This is a genomic window from Enterobacter sp. WI-ESBL-E8, assembly GCF_053364895.1.
Map to the genome: position 1 here is coordinate 349272 of NZ_JBRWXJ010000001.1, position 18369 is coordinate 367640.

The following is an 18369-nucleotide window of genomic DNA, read 5'->3' on the forward strand; positions in this document are numbered from 1 at the left end:
AATTTTCTCATTAACTGAAGCATACACTCTGGAGTCGACTCCAGAGTCAAGCGTTATTTAGATATACAGCGAACGCACAATCAGGAAGTGCCCAGCGAAGTAACAGGCCGCGGCGATCGCGTTATCCGCCCGGAAACGGCGGCGATAGTGGCTGCCCAGCCACACGATATTCCCGATCAACAGCAGCGCTGCACCGAAGAATGCGGACATCGCCGGGGCCGTTGGGCGGAAGAACCACAGTTCACCTGCCAGCCATACCATCACCAGCGTCATGGCAATAAACGTGCAGACCGGCAACCGCATCTCTTCCAGACGTGACCAGATCACCGCAATCAGCAGGGCGCCAATCACCAGCAGCACCAGCGGCAGCGGCCAGAAGAACGAGAGCGTCATCTGGCTGGCGAAGTAGATCGTATACAGCAGATGCGACAGGAAAAATGCCCCTACGGCATACAGCAGACGCTGGCGCGGCAGCAGGGTCAGGGCATCGCCAATCAGAGATGCGCACAGCCCGGCGAGGACCAGGTAGCTTACGGCGTTAAACATCGGCGCTTGCCAGGCAAGCAGCAGGAGCAGCAGTAGCGTGACGGGTTTAAACAGCCAGCGCTGCCAGGTGGGACCGCGGTACGACGCATCGACGTAAAGCCATGCGGAAAAACAGACAGCGATAAATGACCAAAGCATATTAACTCCCTGTATCTGTTAAGTCTGAATAATCAGTTTCTGATCCAGTGTAGTGACGCGAGCGGGCGTTTGGCAATGGCGGGGAAGGCAAGGTATCCTGATTTCCGCATAATCTTATGGGATTTTAGAATGAGCAAGATGCCGCTGTTTTTCATTATCGTGGTGGCGATTATCGTCATTGCCGCTTCGTTCCGTTTCGTGCAGCAGCGCCGCGAGAGAGCGGATAACGATGCCGCGCCGCTGATGCAAAAGCGCGTGGTGGTGACGAACAAACGTGAGAAACCGCTCAACGACCGCCGCTCGCGCCAGCAGCAGGTGACGCCTGCGGGCACAGCAATGCGCTATGAAGCGAGCTTTAAGCCGGAAACGGGCGGCCTGGAGATGACCTTCCGCCTGGAGGCGCTGCAGTACCATCAGCTGACGGTGGGGGAGAAAGGGACGCTCAGTTACAAAGGATCGCGGTTTGAAGGGTTCAGGACGGAATAATGCACGAACGGTCCCCTCTCCCCGTGGGAGAGGGGTAGGGTGAGGGCATCAGGCCGCACCTTACTTCTTCACCTGCGCCTTAAACTTTTTCATCCACACCAGCAGTTCAAACACGCCGAAAATAAAGACGCGAAGCTGCTGCCAGCCCGTCATCTGCGGGCCGTCTTTAGGCAGACCGTTTTTCAGCATCACCATCTGCAGGGCGTGCATGAACGACGTGAAAATCAGCGCGACGTTAACAAAAATATTCATCGGACGCGGGAACGGGTGCACCAGGTTGAGAATTAAAAACGCCCAGACGCCCAGCATCAACAAACGTCCCAGATTAATCAGTACCGGCATCGGATTCTCCTTGAGCCTGACGGTGATACAGACGATAAGCGACCTGACCTGCGACTTTTTCGCGGTGCAGATCCCAGTGAGCGGGAACCGGCGGCAGACCGTTTTCCACTTCGCTTTCAACGTAAATCAATGCGTCATCCGCCAGCCAGCCATTCTGCTCCAGCAGGGAAAGCGTCTCTTCCAGCAGACCCTTGCGGAACGGCGGATCGACAAACACCACGTTATGCGGCGTGCCCTTCTGTGCAAGAAAACTCAGCGTGTTGGTGTTCACGACTTTTGCGTTGCTCGCTTTCAGCGTCGCCAGATTTTGCTGCAGGGTCTGCGCAACGCCGCGCTCCATCTCCAGCAGGGTGGCGCTGGCGGCATAGCGCGACAGCGCTTCCAGCCCGAGTGCGCCGCTTCCGGCGAAGCAGTCGAGGCAGTGGGCGTCTACCATTGACGGGGCCAGCCAGTTAAACAGCGTTTCGCGCACGCGGTCGGTGGTAGGGCGCAAACCGGGGCTGTCCGGCACCGGTAATTTCCGGCCTCGCCACTGACCGCCGATAATACGAATTTGACCGGCCGGGGCGCGGTTGGGTTTCTTCATCTCAGGAAAGCTCTGTTAACAATTGGCCTGCGATTGCGGGCGGTGATGTCAATTAAGTAAAGTGTTAGACTATTTCATCATTTTTTTAGCTTCCATGTATATAGCGCCGCGAGGAGTGTAGTCGCAGATGGCAAAACAAAAAAAACGTGGCTTCTTTTCCTGGCTGGGCTTCGGTGAAAAAGAGCAAGAAACAGAACAGAAAACCGAAGAGCAACAAGCCGTTGAAGAGCAGTCGCAGCCTGAAACGCCTGTAGAAACCGCCGCGGTTGTCGAAGCGGAAGAGACGGCGCACAGCAAAGAAGAGATTGAAACCTTTGCTGAAGAGGTGGTTGAGATCACTGAACAGGTTCAGGAGAGCGACAAGCCAGAACCGGTTGTGGTTGAAGAGATCCCCGAAGCGCCGCAGGCCGTTATCGAACGTGAAGAGCTGCCGCTGCCGGAAGAGGTGAACGCCGACGCGGTTTCTGCCGAAGAGTGGCAGGCCGAGGCGGAAACCGTTGAAATTGTTGAAGCGGTGGAAGAAGAAGCGGCACTTGAGCCAGAGCTGACCGACGAAGAGCTGGAAGCCCAGGCGCTGGCGGCGGAAGCGGCTGAAGAAGCGGTTATCGTCGTGCCGGTGGAAGAGCCAGAGCAGACCGAAGAAGAGATCGTTCAGGAACAGGAAAAACCGACCAAAGAAGGTTTCTTCGCCCGCCTGAAGCGCAGCCTGCTTAAAACCAAAGAAAACTTAGGTTCCGGATTTATCAGTCTTTTCCGCGGCAAGAAGATCGACGACGATCTGTTTGAAGAGCTGGAAGAGCAGCTGCTGATTGCGGACGTCGGCGTGGAAACCACCCGGAAGATCATCGCCAACCTGACCGAAGGGGCGAGCCGCAAGCAGTTGCGCGACGCCGAGGCGCTGTACGGCCTGCTGAAAGACGAGATGGGCGAAATTCTCGCAAAAGTTGACGAACCGCTTAATATTGAAGGCAAAACGCCATTTGTTATTCTGATGGTCGGCGTGAACGGCGTGGGTAAAACCACCACCATCGGCAAGCTGGCGCGTCAGTTCGAGCAGCAGGGCAAATCGGTGATGCTGGCGGCGGGCGATACCTTCCGTGCGGCGGCGGTTGAGCAGCTCCAGGTGTGGGGCCAGCGCAACAACATTCCGGTGATTGCCCAGCATACCGGCGCGGATTCCGCGTCCGTGATCTTCGACGCCATCCAGGCGGCGAAGGCGCGAAACGTGGACGTGCTGATTGCCGATACCGCAGGGCGTTTGCAGAACAAATCGCACCTGATGGAAGAGTTGAAGAAAATCGTTCGCGTCATGAAGAAGCTGGACGAAGACGCGCCGCATGAAATTATGCTGACCATTGATGCCAGCACCGGACAGAACGCCATCAGCCAGGCGAAGCTGTTCAATGAAGCGGTAGGACTGACGGGTATCGCGCTGACCAAACTGGACGGTACCGCGAAAGGCGGGGTGATCTTCTCCGTGGCCGACCAGTTCGGCATTCCTATCCGTTACATCGGTGTGGGCGAGCGTATTGAGGATTTACGTCCGTTTAAAGCGGACGACTTTATTGAGGCATTATTTGCCCGAGAGGACTAACAATGATTCGCTTTGAACACGTCAGCAAGGCCTATCTCGGTGGGAGACAAGCGCTGCAGGGGGTGACATTTCACCTGCAGCCGGGCGAGATGGCATTCCTGACCGGCCATTCCGGCGCGGGGAAAAGTACCCTGCTCAAGCTTATCTGTGGGATTGAGCGGCCAAGCGCCGGGAAAATCTTTTTCGGCGGCCATGAGATCAGCCGCCTGAAAAACCGCGAAGTGCCGTTCCTGCGTCGTCAGATCGGCATGATTTTCCAGGACCACCACCTGCTGATGGATCGCACCGTTTTCGATAACGTGGCCATTCCGCTGATTATTGCCGGTGCCAGCTATGATGATATCCGCCGCCGCGTCTCTGCGGCGCTGGATAAGGTCGGGCTGCTGGACAAAGCGAAGAACTTCCCGATCCAGCTCTCCGGCGGTGAACAGCAGCGCGTGGGCATTGCCCGTGCGGTGGTGAATAAGCCTGCGGTGCTGCTGGCGGATGAACCGACCGGTAACCTGGACGATGCCCTGTCAGAAGGGATTTTGCGTCTGTTTGAGGAGTTTAACCGCGTGGGGGTCACCGTACTGATGGCGACGCACGACATCGGGCTCATTTCCCGTCGTTCGTACCGCATGCTGACCCTGAGCGACGGTCATTTGCACGGAGGCCACGGTGAATAAGCGTGATGCAATAAACCAGATTCGGCAGTTCGGGAACCGGTTTGACCGCTTCCGTAAGCCGCAGGGCGGCGGTGACGGCAATCGTAATGCGCCGAAGCGCCAGAAGGCTGCGCCAAAGCCGGCCTCCCGCAAAACCAACGTGTTTAACGAGCAGGTGCGCTACGCGTTCCACGGCGCCCTGCAGGACCTGAAAAGCAAACCGCTGGCGACGTTCCTGACGGTGATGGTGATTGCCATCTCCCTCACGCTGCCAAGCGTCTGCTATATGGTCTATAAAAACGTCAACCAGGCGGCCTCGCAGTATTATCCGTCCCCGCAGATCACGGTCTATCTGGATAAAGCGCTCGACGATAACGCCGCGGCGCAGGTGGTCGGGCAAATTCAGGCCGAGCAGGGCGTGGAGAAGGTTAATTATCTCTCACGTGAAGACGCGCTGGGCGAGTTCCGTAACTGGTCAGGCTTTGGCGGTGCGCTGGATATGCTCGAAGAGAACCCGCTGCCCGCCGTGGCGGTGGTGATCCCGAAGCTGGATTTCCAGGGGACCGATTCGCTTAACACTCTGCGCGATCGCATCACACGCATTAAAGGCATTGATGAAGTGCGCATGGATGACAGCTGGTTCGCACGCCTTGCGGCCCTGACCGGGCTGGTAGGACGCGTCGCGGCGATGATTGGCGTGCTTATGGTGGCGGCGGTCTTCCTCGTCATCGGTAACAGCGTGCGCCTGAGCATCTTCGCCCGTCGCGATACCATCAACGTGCAGAAGCTGATTGGTGCGACGGATGGCTTCATCCTTCGACCGTTCCTCTACGGCGGTGCATTGCTCGGTTTTTCCGGCGCATTTCTTTCACTGATATTGTCAGAAATTTTGGTGATGCGGCTTTCGTCTGCCGTAACTGAAGTGGCGCAGGTTTTCGGAACGAAGTTTGATATCAGCGGCTTAGGGTTCGATGAGTGCCTGTTACTGCTGCTGGTTTGCTCAATGATTGGGTGGGTGGCAGCCTGGCTGGCAACCGTTCAACATTTACGTCACTTTACTCCCGACTAATAAAAGCGTGATATAATCTTTCCCTGCACCGAGATGTTCGCTCTGCAGGGAAAGCGTCCCTGTTGTCTCTTCCCCTGTTATCATCTCCATGTCACAATTTGTGCGTAATTTATTCACCGTTGCACCTGGAACTTGTGGATAAAATCACTGTCTGATAAAAGAGTGAATGCTAATCTCGTTGCTCAAACGCTTTGGCATGGCTGTTGCCTGACGGGGACAGCCTGGACCAGAAGAAACATTGAGAGGAATGAATGACCAAAGAAATGCAAACTTTAGCTTTAGCCCCTGTTGGTAACCTGGAATCTTACATCCGGGCTGCGAACACCTGGCCGATGTTAACGGCCGAGGAAGAAAAGGAGCTTGCTGAAAAGCTGCATTACCAGGGCGATCTGGAAGCAGCTAAGACGCTGATCCTGTCTCACCTGCGCTTTGTTGTTCACGTTGCTCGCAACTACTCGGGCTACGGCCTGCCGCAGGCGGACTTGATTCAGGAAGGTAACATCGGCCTGATGAAGGCTGTACGTCGCTTTAACCCGGAAGTGGGTGTGCGACTGGTCTCTTTCGCCGTGCACTGGATCAAAGCAGAAATTCATGAATACGTGCTGCGTAACTGGCGTATTGTGAAAGTTGCCACGACAAAAGCGCAACGCAAACTGTTCTTCAACCTGCGTAAAACCAAGCAGCGTCTGGGCTGGTTCAATCAGGATGAAGTCGAAATGGTGGCGCGCGAGCTGGGCGTATCCAGCAAAGACGTTCGTGAGATGGAATCCCGTATGGCCGCGCAGGACATGACCTTTGACATGTCTTCCGACGACGACGCATCCGACAGCCAGCCGATGGCCCCGGTACTGTACCTGCAGGATAAGACTTCTAACTTTGCTGATGGCATTGAAGAAGATAACTGGGAAGACCAGGCGGCGAACAAGCTGACCTTTGCGATGGAAGGCCTCGACGAGCGTAGCCAGGACATCATCCGTGCCCGCTGGCTGGACGAAGATAACAAGTCCACGCTGCAGGAGCTGGCCGACCGCTACGGCGTTTCTGCGGAACGTGTCCGTCAGCTTGAAAAGAACGCGATGAAAAAACTTCGCGCCGCTATCGAAGCGTAATTTCCGCGAAGTCCCCGATAACCCTCGAATGCAAATTCGGGGGTTTTGTTTTTTTATCTCCCGCTCTGGCGAATTCCCTCCCCCTGGCAAACACTTACAGATGCGCTAAGCAGGTGAATTTCTCAGGGGGACAGGGTGAAAAATAACGAACTGCACGACCGGCGTTTACAGGCGACGCCGCGCGGCATCGGCGTGATGTGTAACTTCTATGCCGATAAAGCCGAAAACGCCACGGTGTGGGACGTCGAGGGTAACGAGTACATCGACTTCGCCGCGGGGATCGCGGTCCTGAATACCGGCCATCGCCATCCAAAAATCATTTCCGCTATCGAAAAACAACTCCACGCCTTTACCCATACGGCCTACCAGATTGTGCCGTACGAAGGCTATGTGTCGCTTGCCGAACGCCTCAACGCACGCGTGCCAATTGACGGCCCGGCGAAAACGGCATTCTTCTCTACGGGCGCAGAGGCGGTCGAAAACGCCGTAAAAATTGCCCGCGCCTTTACCAAACGTCCTGGCCTTATCACCTTCGGCGGCGCGTTCCACGGCCGCACCTTTATGACCATGGCGCTGACCGGCAAAGTCGCGCCGTACAAGCTTGGCTTCGGTCCCTTCCCCGGCTCGGTGTATCACGCCCAGTACCCGAATGAACTGCACGGCGTCAGCACGGCGGAAGCGCTAAAGAGCCTGGAGCGCATCTTTAAGGCGGATATTGCGCCTGACCAGGTCGCGGCGATTATTCTCGAACCGGTTCAGGGAGAGGGCGGGTTTAACATCGCCCCTGCTGATTTTATGCAGGCGCTGCGCGCCCTGTGCGATACCCACGGTATTTTGCTTATTGCCGACGAAGTGCAAAGCGGTTTCGCCCGCACCGGCAAGCTGTTCTCGATGGAAAACCACTGTGTGAAGCCGGACCTTATCACCATGGCGAAAAGCCTGGCGGGTGGGATGCCGCTTTCGGCGGTGTCGGGCCGTGCAGAGGTGATGGACGCCCCTGCACCGGGCGGGCTGGGCGGCACCTACGCGGGTAACCCGCTGGCGATTGCGGCCGCGCACGCCGTGCTGGACGTGATTGATGAAGAGGATCTCTGTACGCGCTCGGCGCACCTTGGGCATCACCTGGTGGAAGTGCTGAACAAAGCGAAGGAACACTGCCCGTATATCGCTGATATTCGCGCGCAGGGCTCGATGGTGGCGGTGGAGTTTAACGACCCGCAGACGGGGCACCCTTCGCCGGAATTTACCCGGCAGGTACAGGATCGCGCGTTGCAGGAAGGTTTGCTGCTGCTGAGCTGCGGCGTCTACGGCAACGTTATTCGTTTCCTCTATCCGCTGACTATCCCCGAAGCGCAGTTCCGTCAGGCGCTGGACATTATCTCCGCGTCGCTGACACGTTAAAGCCACACGCCCGGCGGAAATTCCTGCCGGGCTTATCATATTTTCATTTCAAATTAGCTATTCCAAAATAATAAAAATCGGGTATGTTTTAGCAGAGTATGCTGAAAAAGCGCGAACAGCACACCTATAACTGAAATAAAGCGCTGCACAACAACATCACAACAATCGTAATAACCATAATAATGGGGAATCTCAGGATGAACATGAAGGGTAAAGCGTTACTGGCAGGATGTATCGCGTTGGCATTCAGCACCATGGCTCAGGCAGACATCAAAGTGGCTGTTGTTGGCGCAATGTCCGGTCCGGTAGCGCAGTACGGCGACCAGGAGTTTACCGGCGCAGAACAGGCGGTTGCAGACATTAATGCTAAGGGCGGTATCAAAGGCGAAAAGCTGCAGATCGTAAAATATGATGATGCCTGTGACCCGAAACAAGCGGTCGCGGTCGCGAACAAAGTGGTGAACGACGGAATCAAATACGTTATCGGTCACCTGTGCTCTTCCTCTACTCAGCCAGCGTCTGACATCTACGAAGACGAAGGTATTCTGATGATCACCCCGGCAGCGACCGCACCGGAGCTGACCGCGCGCGGCTATAAGCTGACCCTGCGCACCACCGGTCTGGACTCTGACCAGGGCCCAACCGCGGCTAAATACATTGTTGAAAAAGTGAAGCCGAAGCGCATCGCCATCGTTCACGACAAGCAGCAGTACGGTGAAGGCCTGGCGCGTTCGGTGCAGGACAACCTCAAAAAAGCGAAGGCTGATATCGTGTTCTTCGACGGGATCACCGCCGGTGAGAAAGACTTCTCCACGCTGGTGGCGCGCCTGAAGAAAGAGAATATTGATTTCGTTTACTACGGCGGTTATCACCCGGAAATGGGCCAGATCCTGCGTCAGGCGCGTGCTGCGGGCCTGAAAACCCAGTTTATGGGGCCAGAAGGTGTGGCGAACGTTTCCCTGTCTAACATCGCGGGTGAGTCTGCGGAAGGCCTGCTGGTAACCAAGCCGAAGAACTACGACCAGGTGCCTGCAAACAAACCTATCGTAGATGCCATCAAGGCGAAGAAACAGGATCCAAGCGGTGCGTTCGTCTGGACGACCTACGCTGCGCTGCAGTCTCTGCAGGCGGGTCTGAACCAGTCAGCCGATCCGGCTGAGATTGCCACCTGGCTGAAAGCGAATACCGTCGAGACCGTCATGGGGCCACTTTCCTGGGATGCGAAGGGCGACCTGAAGGGCTTCGAGTTTGGCGTGTTTGACTGGCATGCCAACGGTACTGCTACTGACGCAAAATAAACGCAAATGGCAACCGTAAGGTTGCCATTTTAGTGTTTGCACCCTCTCCCCGTGGGAGAGGGCATCAGGCCGCACAGATCAGGCTGCACACGTCAACTCTGGCGCTTCTCCCACCCGCTCTCCTGCGCCGTAAACCCTAACGCCTGCATAAACGCCGCCATCACGCCGCGGTCTTCCACGCCCACGTCTGCCATCCACCAGGAGGTCACGCTCGGGTTTTCACGGATTACTTCTTCAATTAAATACTGGCCCACGCCGCGCCGACGGGTGACGTCACGCACGCGCAGCGAGTCCAGCGCTCCTTCTGTGCCGCTCAGGGTCACGCGAACCGCAGCCAGCAGGCGCTCGTTAAAACGCGCGGCATAAATGCGGTGGGTCTCATCGACGCGAAGCGACGAAGGGGAATATTCCGGCCAGATTTTGCCCAGGTCGATATGATCCTGGTCGCTAAAGGTCACCAGACGCACGATAGTCAGTTTCATTAGCTACTTGTCCAAATCAAATTGAGTAAGGGCAGTGTACTCAATTTATCCACTCAGCGGCTTCCTCTTTTTATTCCCATTCGCCAGGTGATTAGTTTTTTGACAACGCAATGGGCAGTTTGAAAACACACGGATCGAAAAATAAGCAGAATTTTAACCTGAATGGTAGTGATTTATTCGGCGCTTTGTACCGTTATTTTATGCTGCAAACTGCACTTTTATTTGTTTATCTCTGCCTGATTTCAGAATATTATCTTTGCTTAATCGCCTGAAAAATAGAGATTTTAGTCTGGTTTTTGATAAAAAACTGCGCTAAACCATTAAAGGCACTGGTAAAAATAGCGTTGTTCATTAAAAGTACAGAATGCTTTTTAACCATAATAAAACAAAATATAAACACGACATCACGAATGGGGATTCAGAGATGAAAAGGAACGCGAAGACGTTAATCGCGGGGATGGTCGCACTGTCGATCTCGCATGCCGCTATGGCGGAGGACATTAAAGTTGCGGTAGTGGGTGCAATGTCCGGCCCTGTTGCCCAGTGGGGTGACATGGAGTTCAACGGCGCGCGCCAGGCCATCAAAGACATCAATGCTAAAGGCGGCATCAAAGGCGACAAGCTGGTGGGCGTGGAATATGACGACGCCTGCGATCCTAAACAGGCCGTCGCGGTCGCCAACAAAATCGTTAACGATGGCATCCAGTACGTAATCGGCCACCTGTGCTCATCCTCCACCCAGCCCGCTTCTGATATCTACGAAGACGAAGGCATTCTGATGATCACTCCGGGCGCCACCAATCCGGAGCTGACCCAGCGCGGCTACCAGCACATTATGCGTACCGCCGGTCTGGACTCCTCCCAGGGTCCAACCGCGGCGAAATACATCCTCGAGACGGTTAAACCGCAGCGCATTGCCATCATTCATGACAAACAGCAGTACGGCGAAGGCCTGGCGCGCTCCGTTCAGGACGGCCTGAAAAAAGGCGGCGCGAACATCGTCTTCTTCGACGGCATTACCGCCGGTGAGAAAGACTTCTCCGCGCTGATCGCCCGTCTGCAAAAAGAGAACATCGACTTCGTTTATTACGGCGGCTACTACCCGGAAATGGGGCAGATGCTGCGTCAGGCGCGCGCGACCGGTCTGAAAACCCAGTTTATGGGGCCTGAGGGCGTGGGTAACGCCTCCCTGTCAAACATCGCCGGGGATTCTGCCGAAGGCATGCTGGTGACGATGCCAAAACGCTATGACCAGGATCCGGCCAACAAGGCTATCGTTGATGCGCTCAAGGCGCAGAAGAAAGATCCGAGCGGTCCGTACGTCTGGATCACCTACGCGGCCGTACAGTCTCTGGCCACCGCGCTGGACCGTACCGGCAGCAAAGAACCGCTGGATCTGGTGAAAGATTTAAAAGCACACGGGGCGAACACCGTGATTGGGCCGCTGAACTGGGATGAGAAAGGCGATCTGAAGGGATTTGAGTTTGGTGTCTTTAAGTGGCACGCCGACGGTTCGTCCTCGGCCGCCAAATAATTATCCCACCGCCCGGACTGACGGGCGGGTATAAAAAGGTTTGCATATGTCCGAGCAGTTTCTCTATTTCTTGCAGCAGATGTTTAACGGCGTCACGCTGGGAAGCACCTACGCGCTGATTGCCATCGGCTATACGATGGTTTACGGCATTATCGGCATGATCAACTTCGCCCACGGCGAGGTTTACATGATCGGTAGCTATGTCTCCTTTATGATCATCGCCGCGCTGATGATGATGGGCATCGACAGCAGCTGGCTGCTGGTCGCCGCCGGGTTTGTCGGCGCGATTGTGATTGCCAGCGCCTACGGCTGGAGCATCGAGCGCGTGGCCTACCGGCCGGTGCGCAGCTCCAAGCGCCTGATTGCGCTCATCTCCGCGATTGGTATGTCCATCTTCCTGCAAAACTACGTCAGCCTGACCGAAGGCTCGCGCGACGTGGCGCTGCCAAGCCTGTTTAACGGCCAGTGGATTGTGGGGGCCAGCGAAAACTTCTCTGCCTCTATCACCACCATGCAGCTGGTTATCTGGGTGGTGACCTTTATTGCGATGCTCGCCCTGACCCTGTTCATTCGCTACTCCCGCATGGGGCGTGCCTGCCGCGCCTGCGCGGAAGACCTGAAGATGGCGAGTCTGCTCGGCATTAACACCGACCGCGTGATTGCCCTGACCTTCGTGATTGGCGCCGCGATGGCGGCCGTCGCAGGCGTCCTGCTCGGCCAGTTCTACGGCGTGATCAACCCGTACATCGGCTTTATGGCCGGGATGAAAGCCTTCACCGCAGCGGTGCTGGGCGGTATTGGCAGTATTCCGGGCGCGATGATCGGCGGCCTGATCCTGGGCGTGGCGGAAGCGCTCTCTTCGGCGTACCTGAGTACGGAATATAAAGATGTGGTGTCGTTTGCCCTGCTGATTCTGGTTCTGCTGGTAATGCCTACCGGTATTCTGGGCCGTCCGGAGGTAGAGAAAGTATGAAACCGATGCATTTTGCAATGGCGCTGCTCTCTGCCGCCATGTTCTTCGTACTGGCGGGCGTCTTTATGGGCGTCCAGTTAGGTCTGGACGGCACGAAGCTGGTGGTGGATACCGCCCCCGACATCCGCTGGCAGTGGGTGTTTATCGGCACTGCCGTGGTATTCCTGTTCCAGCTGCTGCGTCCGCTCTTCCAGAAGACGCTGAAAAACGTCTCCGGGCCGAAATTCGTCCTGCCGGCAATCGACGGTTCTACCGTTAAGCAGAAGCTGTTCCTCGTGGCGCTGCTGGTCGCCGCCGTGGCGTGGCCGTTTGTGGTCTCGCGCGGAACCGTAGATATCGCCACCCTGACCATGATCTACGTGATTCTCGGTCTCGGTCTGAACGTGGTGGTGGGGCTCTCCGGCCTGCTGGTGCTGGGCTACGGCGGCTTCTACGCCATCGGCGCCTATACCTTTGCGCTGCTGAACCACTATTACGGCCTCGGCTTCTGGACCTGCCTGCCGCTGGCGGGGCTGGTCTCTGCCGCCGCCGGTTTCCTGCTTGGCTTCCCGGTGCTGCGCCTGCGCGGCGACTACCTGGCGATTGTGACCTTAGGCTTCGGCGAAATCGTCCGTATCCTGCTGCTGAATAATACTGAAGTGACCGGCGGCCCGAACGGCATCAGCCAGATCCCGAAACCGACCTTCTTCGGCCTGGAGTTCAGCCGTACCGCCCGCGAAGGCGGCTGGGACACTTTCAGCAACTTCTTCGGCGTGAAATACGACCCGTCCGACCGCGTGATTTGGCTCTATCTGGTGGCGCTGCTGCTGGTGGTGATTACCCTGTTCGTGATTAACCGCCTGCTGCGCATGCCGCTGGGCCGCGCGTGGGAAGCGCTGCGCGAAGATGAAATCGCCTGCCGCTCGCTGGGCCTGAACCCGACCCGCATCAAGCTGACCGCGTTCACCATTAGCGCCGCGTTTGCCGGTTTCGCCGGGACGCTGTTTGCCGCGCGCCAGGGCTTCGTTAGCCCGGAATCCTTCACCTTTGCCGAATCGGCCTTCGTGCTGGCGATTGTGGTACTCGGCGGGATGGGCTCGCAGTTTGCCGTTATCCTCGCGGCCATCCTGCTGGTGGTCTCGCGCGAGCTGATGCGCGACTTTAACGAATACAGCATGCTGATGCTGGGTGGTTTGATGGTGCTGATGATGATCTGGCGTCCGCAGGGCCTGCTGCCGATGACCCGTCCACAGCTGAAGCTGAAGAACGGGCAAGCGAAAGGAGAGCAGGCATGAGTCAGCCATTATTATCCGTTAACGGCCTGATGATGCGCTTTGGCGGCCTGCTGGCGGTCAACAACGTGAATCTGGATCTGCACAAGAAAGAGATTGTCTCCCTGATTGGCCCGAACGGCGCGGGGAAAACCACGGTCTTCAACTGCCTGACCGGCTTCTACAAGCCGACGGGGGGCACCATCATGCTGCGCGACCAGCATCTTGAAGGATTACCGGGCCAGCAGATTGCCCGCATGGGCGTGGTGCGTACCTTCCAGCACGTGCGTCTGTTCCGCGAGATGACGGTGATTGAGAACCTGCTGGTGGCACAGCATCAGCAGCTGAAAACCGGGCTGTTCTCCGGCCTGCTGAAGACCCCGGCCTTCCGCCGCGCGCAGGATGAAGCGCTCGACCGCGCCGCCACCTGGCTTGACCGAATTGGCCTGCTGCAGCACGCCAACCGTCAGGCGAGCAACCTGGCCTACGGCGACCAGCGTCGCCTTGAAATCGTGCGCTGCATGGTGACGCAGCCGGAGATCCTTATGCTCGACGAACCGGCGGCAGGGCTCAACCCGAAAGAGACTAAAGAGCTGGACGAGCTGATTGCCGAGCTGCGCGACCATCACGACACCACCATTCTGCTGATTGAGCATGACATGAAGCTGGTGATGGGCATTTCTGACCGTATCTACGTGGTCAACCAGGGCACGCCGCTGGCAAACGGCACGCCGGAAGAGATCCGCAACAACCCGGACGTGATCCGCGCATACCTTGGTGAGGCATAAGATGGAAAAAGCGATGTTAACGTTCGACAAGGTCAATGCGCACTACGGCAAGATCCAGGCACTGCATGACGTCAGCCTGCATATCAATCAGGGTGAAATCGTCACCCTGATCGGGGCCAACGGCGCGGGCAAAACCACGCTGCTCGGCACCCTGTGCGGCGACCCGCGCGCCAGCAGCGGGCGGATTGTGTTTGATGGCAAAGACATTACCGACTGGCAGACGGCCAAAATTATGCGCGAGGCGGTGGCGATTGTTCCGGAAGGACGTCGCGTGTTTTCCCGCATGACGGTGGAAGAGAACCTGGCGATGGGCGGGTTCTTCGCCCACCGCGATGAATACCAGACCCGCATTAAGTGGGTGTATGAACTCTTCCCGCGCCTGTGGGAGCGCCGCATTCAGCGTGCGGGCACCATGTCCGGCGGCGAGCAGCAGATGCTGGCGATTGGCCGCGCGCTGATGAGCCAGCCGCGCCTGCTGCTGCTGGACGAACCGTCGCTCGGTCTGGCGCCGATCATCATCCAGCAGATTTTCGACACCATTGAGCAACTGCGTAAAGAGGGGATGACCATCTTCCTCGTCGAGCAGAACGCCAACCAGGCCCTGAAGCTCGCCGATCGTGGCTACGTGCTGGAGAACGGCCGCGTGGTGCTCTCCGATACCGGCGACGCGCTGCTGGCGAACGAGGCGGTGCGGAGCGCGTATTTGGGCGGCTGAGCCGTCTGTATCGCCCGGTGGCGCTACGCTTACCGGGCCTACAGGTTTTTCTCCCTCTCCCTGTGGGAGAGGGCCGGGGTGAGGGCATCAGACCGCACCCAATCATGCACCCAGCCCCTTCACACAACCATCATCCCCCTGACGCCTGGCTGTCACTTATCTGTAAACAAACAGTTATTTTTCTGTCATTCGAGCATGTCATGTTACCTCGCGAGCATAAAACGCGTGATATCGCGCATCCGGCACAATAAGAGAGATGACAATGACATCGTTACGACACACAGCTTTGGGTCTGGCACTGGGTCTGGCTTTTGCGACGAACGCAATGGCTGTGACGACCATTCCGTTCTGGCATTCCATGGAAGGGGAGTTGGGTAAAGAAGTTGACTCCCTGGCGCAGCGTTTCAACGACACCCATCCGGATTACAAAATTGTGCCGGTGTACAAAGGCAACTACGAGCAGAGCCTGAGCGCGGGCATCGCCGCCTTCCGTACCGGTAACGCACCCGCGCTGTTACAGGTTTATGAAGTGGGTACCGCGACCATGATGGCCTCCAAAGCCATTAAGCCGGTATATGAAGTGTTCAAAGACGCGGGTATCAACTTCGACGAATCCCAGTTCGTGCCAACCGTGGCGGGTTATTACACCGATTCCAAAACCGGGCATCTGCTGTCCCAGCCGTTTAACAGCTCTACGCCGGTGCTGTACTACAACAAAGATGCCTTCAAAAAAGCCGGTTTAGACCCGGAGCAGCCGCCAAAAACCTGGCAAGACCTGGCCGAATACACCGCGAAGCTGAAAGCGGCGGGGATGAAGTGCGGTTACGCCAGCGGCTGGCAGGGCTGGATCCAGATTGAAAACTTCAGCGCCTGGCACGGCCTGCCGGTTGCGACAAAAAACAACGGCTTCGACGGCACCGATGCGGTGCTGGAATTCAACAAGCCGGAGCAGGTGAAGCACATCGCGCTGCTGGAAGAACTCAACAAGAAGGGCGACTTCAGCTACTTCGGGCGTAAAGACGAATCTACCGAGAAGTTCTACAACGGTGACTGCGCCATTACCACCGCCTCGTCCGGCTCGCTGGCCGATATCCGTCACTACGCCAAATTCAACTACGGCGTGGGCATGATGCCGTATGACGCTGACGTGAAGGGCGCGCCGCAGAACGCCATTATCGGCGGGGCGAGCCTGTGGGTGATGCAGGGCAAGGACAAAGGCACCTACAAAGGCGTAGCCGAGTTCCTCGACTTCCTTGCGAAGCCGGAAAACGCGGCCGAATGGCACCAGAAGACCGGCTACCTGCCGATCACCAAAGCCGCGTATGACCTGACCCGCGAGCAGGGCTTCTACAGCAAGAACCCGGGCGCGGACATTGCGACGCGCCAGATGCTGAACAAGCCGCCGTTGCCGTTCACCAAAGGCCTGCGCCTGGGCAACATGCCGCAGATCCGCACCATCGTTGATGAAGAGCTGGAAAGCGTGTGGACCGGGAAGAAAACGCCACAGCAGGCGCTGGATTCAGCGGTAGAGCGCGGGAATCAGCTGCTGCGCCGCTTTGAGCAGTCGACCAAATCGTAAAAAAATGCCCGGTGGCGCTTTGCTTACCGGGCCTACGATGTGCCCCATGTAGGCCGGGTAAGGCGTAGCCGCCACCCGGCATTGTTCAGGAACCAAATCTCCATGTCATCATCCCGTCCGGTGTTCCGTTCCCGCTGGCTGCCGTACCTGCTGGTCGCGCCGCAGCTGGCCATCACCGTTATCTTCTTTATCTGGCCTGCGGGCGAAGCGCTGTGGTACTCGGTACAAAGCGTCGATCCGTTCGGGCTTTCCAGCCAGTTTGTTGGCCTGGATAACTTCGCTGCCCTGTGGCATGACAGCTACTACCTGGACTCCTTCTGGACGACGATGAAGTTCAGCGCGCTGGTCACCGTGAGCGGCCTTGTCGCCTCGCTGTTCTTTGCCGCGCTGGTGGATTACGTGGTGCGCGGCAGCCGTATTTATCAAACGCTGATGCTGCTGCCGTACGCCGTGGCCCCCGCCGTCGCCGCCGTGCTGTGGATCTTCCTGTTTAACCCGGGGCGCGGGTTGATTACCCACTTCCTGGCCGAACTGGGCTACGACTGGAACCATGCCCAGAACAGCGGTCAGGCAATGTTCCTGGTGGTGTTCGCCTCTGTGTGGAAGCAGATCAGCTACAACTTCCTGTTCTTTTTTGCCGCGCTGCAGTCCATCCCGCGCTCGCTGGTGGAAGCGGCGGCGATTGACGGCGCAGGGCCTATTCGTCGCTTCTTCAGGCTGTCGCTGCCGCTGATCGCCCCGGTGAGTTTTTTCCTGCTGGTGGTCAACCTCGTGTACGCCTTCTTCGACACCTTCCCGGTGATCGACGCGGCCACCGCGGGCGGCCCGGTACAGGCCACCACCACGCTGATTTATAAGATCTACCGCGAAGGCTTCGCCGGTCTGGATCTTTCAGCCTCCGCCGCGCAGTCGGTCGTGCTGATGTTCCTCGTTATCATCCTCACGGTGGTGCAGTTCCGCTATGTCGAAAGTAAGGTGCGCTACCAATGATCGAGAACCGTCGCGGGCTGACGATTTTCAGCCATACCATGCTGATTTTAGGGATTATCGTCATCCTGTTCCCGCTGTACGTGGCGTTTGTCGCCGCCACGCTGGACACCAAAGCGGTGTTCGACACGCCGATGACGCTGATCCCCGGCACCCATCTGTTCGAGAACATGAAAACCATCTGGACCCAGGGCGTGGGGGCCAACAGCGCGCCGTTCTGGCTGATGATGCTCAACAGCTTCATCATGGCGTTTGGCATCACCGTCGGCAAAATCACGGTGTCGATGCTTTCGGCGTTCGCCATCGTCTGGTTCCGCTTTCCGCTGCGTAACCTGTTCTTCTGGATGATTTTCATCACCCTGATGCTGCCGGTGGAGGTGCGTATCTTCCCGACGGTGGAGGTGATCGCCAACCTGAAGATGCTCGACAGCTACGCGGGCTTAACCCTGCCGCTGATGGCCTCGGCGACCGCCACCTTCCTGTTCCGCCAGTTCTTTATGACCCTGCCGGACGAGCTGATTGAAGCCGCCCGCATCGACGGCGCCTCGCCGATGCGCTTCTTCCGCGACATTGTGCTGCCGCTGTCGAAAACCAACCTCGCGGCGCTGTTTGTGATCACCTTTATCTACGGCTGGAACCAGTACCTGTGGCCGCTGCTGATTATTCAGGACGTCAACCTCGGCACCGCCGTCGCGGGCATCAAAGGCATGATCGCCACCGGCGAAGGCACTACCCTCTGGAACCAGGTGATGGCGGCGATGCTGCTCACCCTTATCCCACCCGTAGTCATTGTTTTAGCCATGCAGCGTGCGTTTGTCCGCGGCCTGGTCGATAGCGAGAAATAA

The 18369-nt window shown here is 57.3% G+C and carries 19 protein-coding genes; 15 read left to right on the plus strand and 4 right to left on the minus strand.

Going from position 1 to position 18369, the window contains the following annotated elements:
• Positions 1-57: 57 nt before the first annotated feature.
• Complete coding sequence (locus ACWHWP_RS01655) at positions 58-684, minus strand: lysoplasmalogenase (RefSeq protein WP_045909154.1); 627 nt, start codon at positions 682-684, stop codon at positions 58-60.
• Between the two features lie 129 nt (positions 685-813).
• On the opposite strand from ACWHWP_RS01655, the gene ACWHWP_RS01660 reads away from it, so the two are divergent.
• Positions 814-1170: a DUF2500 domain-containing protein gene (locus ACWHWP_RS01660; RefSeq protein ID WP_447854947.1), complete on the plus strand. Its 357-nt coding sequence runs from the start codon at positions 814-816 to the stop codon at positions 1168-1170.
• A gap of 60 nt (positions 1171-1230) precedes the next feature.
• On the opposite strand, the gene ACWHWP_RS01665 is transcribed toward ACWHWP_RS01660, so the two are convergent.
• The gene (locus tag ACWHWP_RS01665) at positions 1231-1512 is read right to left on the minus strand and encodes a DUF1145 family protein (protein ID WP_010436509.1); all 282 of its coding nucleotides are present in this window, start codon (positions 1510-1512) and stop codon (positions 1231-1233) included.
• Positions 1496-2098 (minus strand): 16S rRNA (guanine(966)-N(2))-methyltransferase, encoded by a 603-nt coding sequence (gene rsmD / locus ACWHWP_RS01670; protein ID WP_237996020.1) that lies wholly within the window; start codon positions 2096-2098, stop codon positions 1496-1498. The genes ACWHWP_RS01665 and rsmD overlap by 17 nt, the downstream gene beginning before the upstream one ends.
• A gap of 127 nt (positions 2099-2225) precedes the next feature.
• On the opposite strand from rsmD, the gene ftsY reads away from it, so the two are divergent.
• The 6 genes from ftsY (at position 2226) to livJ (ending at position 9216) form a co-directional block, all read left to right on the plus strand.
• Positions 2226-3692, plus strand: coding sequence for a signal recognition particle-docking protein FtsY (gene ftsY / locus ACWHWP_RS01675; protein ID WP_447854948.1), 1467 nt, complete (start codon positions 2226-2228; stop codon positions 3690-3692).
• Positions 3693-3694: 2 nt separating this feature from the next.
• Entirely contained in the window at positions 3695-4360 is a 666-nt protein-coding gene (ftsE, locus tag ACWHWP_RS01680; protein ID WP_025758973.1) for a cell division ATP-binding protein FtsE, read from the plus strand.
• The gene (gene ftsX, locus ACWHWP_RS01685) at positions 4353-5408 is read left to right on the plus strand and encodes a permease-like cell division protein FtsX (protein WP_023326488.1); all 1056 of its coding nucleotides are present in this window, start codon (positions 4353-4355) and stop codon (positions 5406-5408) included. The genes ftsE and ftsX overlap by 8 nt, the downstream gene beginning before the upstream one ends.
• Before the next feature lie 251 nt (positions 5409-5659).
• Positions 5660-6517, plus strand: coding sequence for an RNA polymerase sigma factor RpoH (gene rpoH, locus ACWHWP_RS01690; protein ID WP_010436497.1), 858 nt, complete (start codon positions 5660-5662; stop codon positions 6515-6517).
• A 135-nt stretch (positions 6518-6652) separates the two neighbouring features.
• Positions 6653-7918 (plus strand): 4-aminobutyrate--2-oxoglutarate transaminase, encoded by a 1266-nt coding sequence (locus tag ACWHWP_RS01695; protein WP_063430755.1) that lies wholly within the window; start codon positions 6653-6655, stop codon positions 7916-7918.
• 197 nt (positions 7919-8115) lie between these two features.
• Complete coding sequence (gene livJ / locus ACWHWP_RS01700; RefSeq protein ID WP_072250764.1) at positions 8116-9216, plus strand: branched chain amino acid ABC transporter substrate-binding protein LivJ; 1101 nt, start codon at positions 8116-8118, stop codon at positions 9214-9216.
• Between the two features lie 92 nt (positions 9217-9308).
• On the opposite strand, the gene panM is transcribed toward livJ, so the two are convergent.
• The gene (gene panM / locus ACWHWP_RS01705; RefSeq protein ID WP_047345615.1) at positions 9309-9698 is read right to left on the minus strand and encodes an aspartate 1-decarboxylase autocleavage activator PanM; all 390 of its coding nucleotides are present in this window, start codon (positions 9696-9698) and stop codon (positions 9309-9311) included.
• A gap of 424 nt (positions 9699-10122) precedes the next feature.
• Between panM and livK the strand changes: the two genes are divergently transcribed.
• From livK to ugpE, 8 genes are all read left to right on the plus strand, one after another.
• Positions 10123-11232: a high-affinity branched-chain amino acid ABC transporter substrate-binding protein LivK gene (livK, locus tag ACWHWP_RS01710; protein ID WP_008500098.1), complete on the plus strand. Its 1110-nt coding sequence runs from the start codon at positions 10123-10125 to the stop codon at positions 11230-11232.
• 46 nt (positions 11233-11278) lie between these two features.
• On the plus strand, positions 11279-12205 hold the full coding sequence (gene livH / locus ACWHWP_RS01715; RefSeq protein ID WP_013099131.1) for a high-affinity branched-chain amino acid ABC transporter permease LivH: 927 nt from the start codon (positions 11279-11281) through the stop codon (positions 12203-12205).
• Complete coding sequence (gene livM, locus ACWHWP_RS01720; RefSeq protein WP_047345614.1) at positions 12202-13479, plus strand: branched chain amino acid ABC transporter permease LivM; 1278 nt, start codon at positions 12202-12204, stop codon at positions 13477-13479. Before livH ends, livM begins: the two co-directional genes overlap by 4 nt.
• Positions 13476-14243, plus strand: coding sequence for a high-affinity branched-chain amino acid ABC transporter ATP-binding protein LivG (gene livG / locus ACWHWP_RS01725; protein WP_008500101.1), 768 nt, complete (start codon positions 13476-13478; stop codon positions 14241-14243). The genes livM and livG overlap by 4 nt, the downstream gene beginning before the upstream one ends.
• A 1-nt stretch (position 14244) precedes the next feature.
• Complete coding sequence (livF, locus tag ACWHWP_RS01730; RefSeq protein WP_047345613.1) at positions 14245-14958, plus strand: high-affinity branched-chain amino acid ABC transporter ATP-binding protein LivF; 714 nt, start codon at positions 14245-14247, stop codon at positions 14956-14958.
• A 262-nt stretch (positions 14959-15220) separates the two neighbouring features.
• Positions 15221-16537, plus strand: a complete 1317-nt coding sequence (ugpB, locus tag ACWHWP_RS01735; protein WP_301512242.1) for a sn-glycerol-3-phosphate ABC transporter substrate-binding protein UgpB — start codon at positions 15221-15223, stop codon at positions 16535-16537.
• A gap of 102 nt (positions 16538-16639) precedes the next feature.
• A complete protein-coding gene (gene ugpA / locus ACWHWP_RS01740) occupies positions 16640-17527 on the plus strand; it encodes a sn-glycerol-3-phosphate ABC transporter permease UgpA (protein ID WP_063430757.1) in 888 nt (295 codons plus the stop codon).
• Positions 17524-18369, plus strand: a complete 846-nt coding sequence (gene ugpE / locus ACWHWP_RS01745; RefSeq protein WP_013099125.1) for a sn-glycerol-3-phosphate ABC transporter permease UgpE — start codon at positions 17524-17526, stop codon at positions 18367-18369. The genes ugpA and ugpE overlap by 4 nt, the downstream gene beginning before the upstream one ends.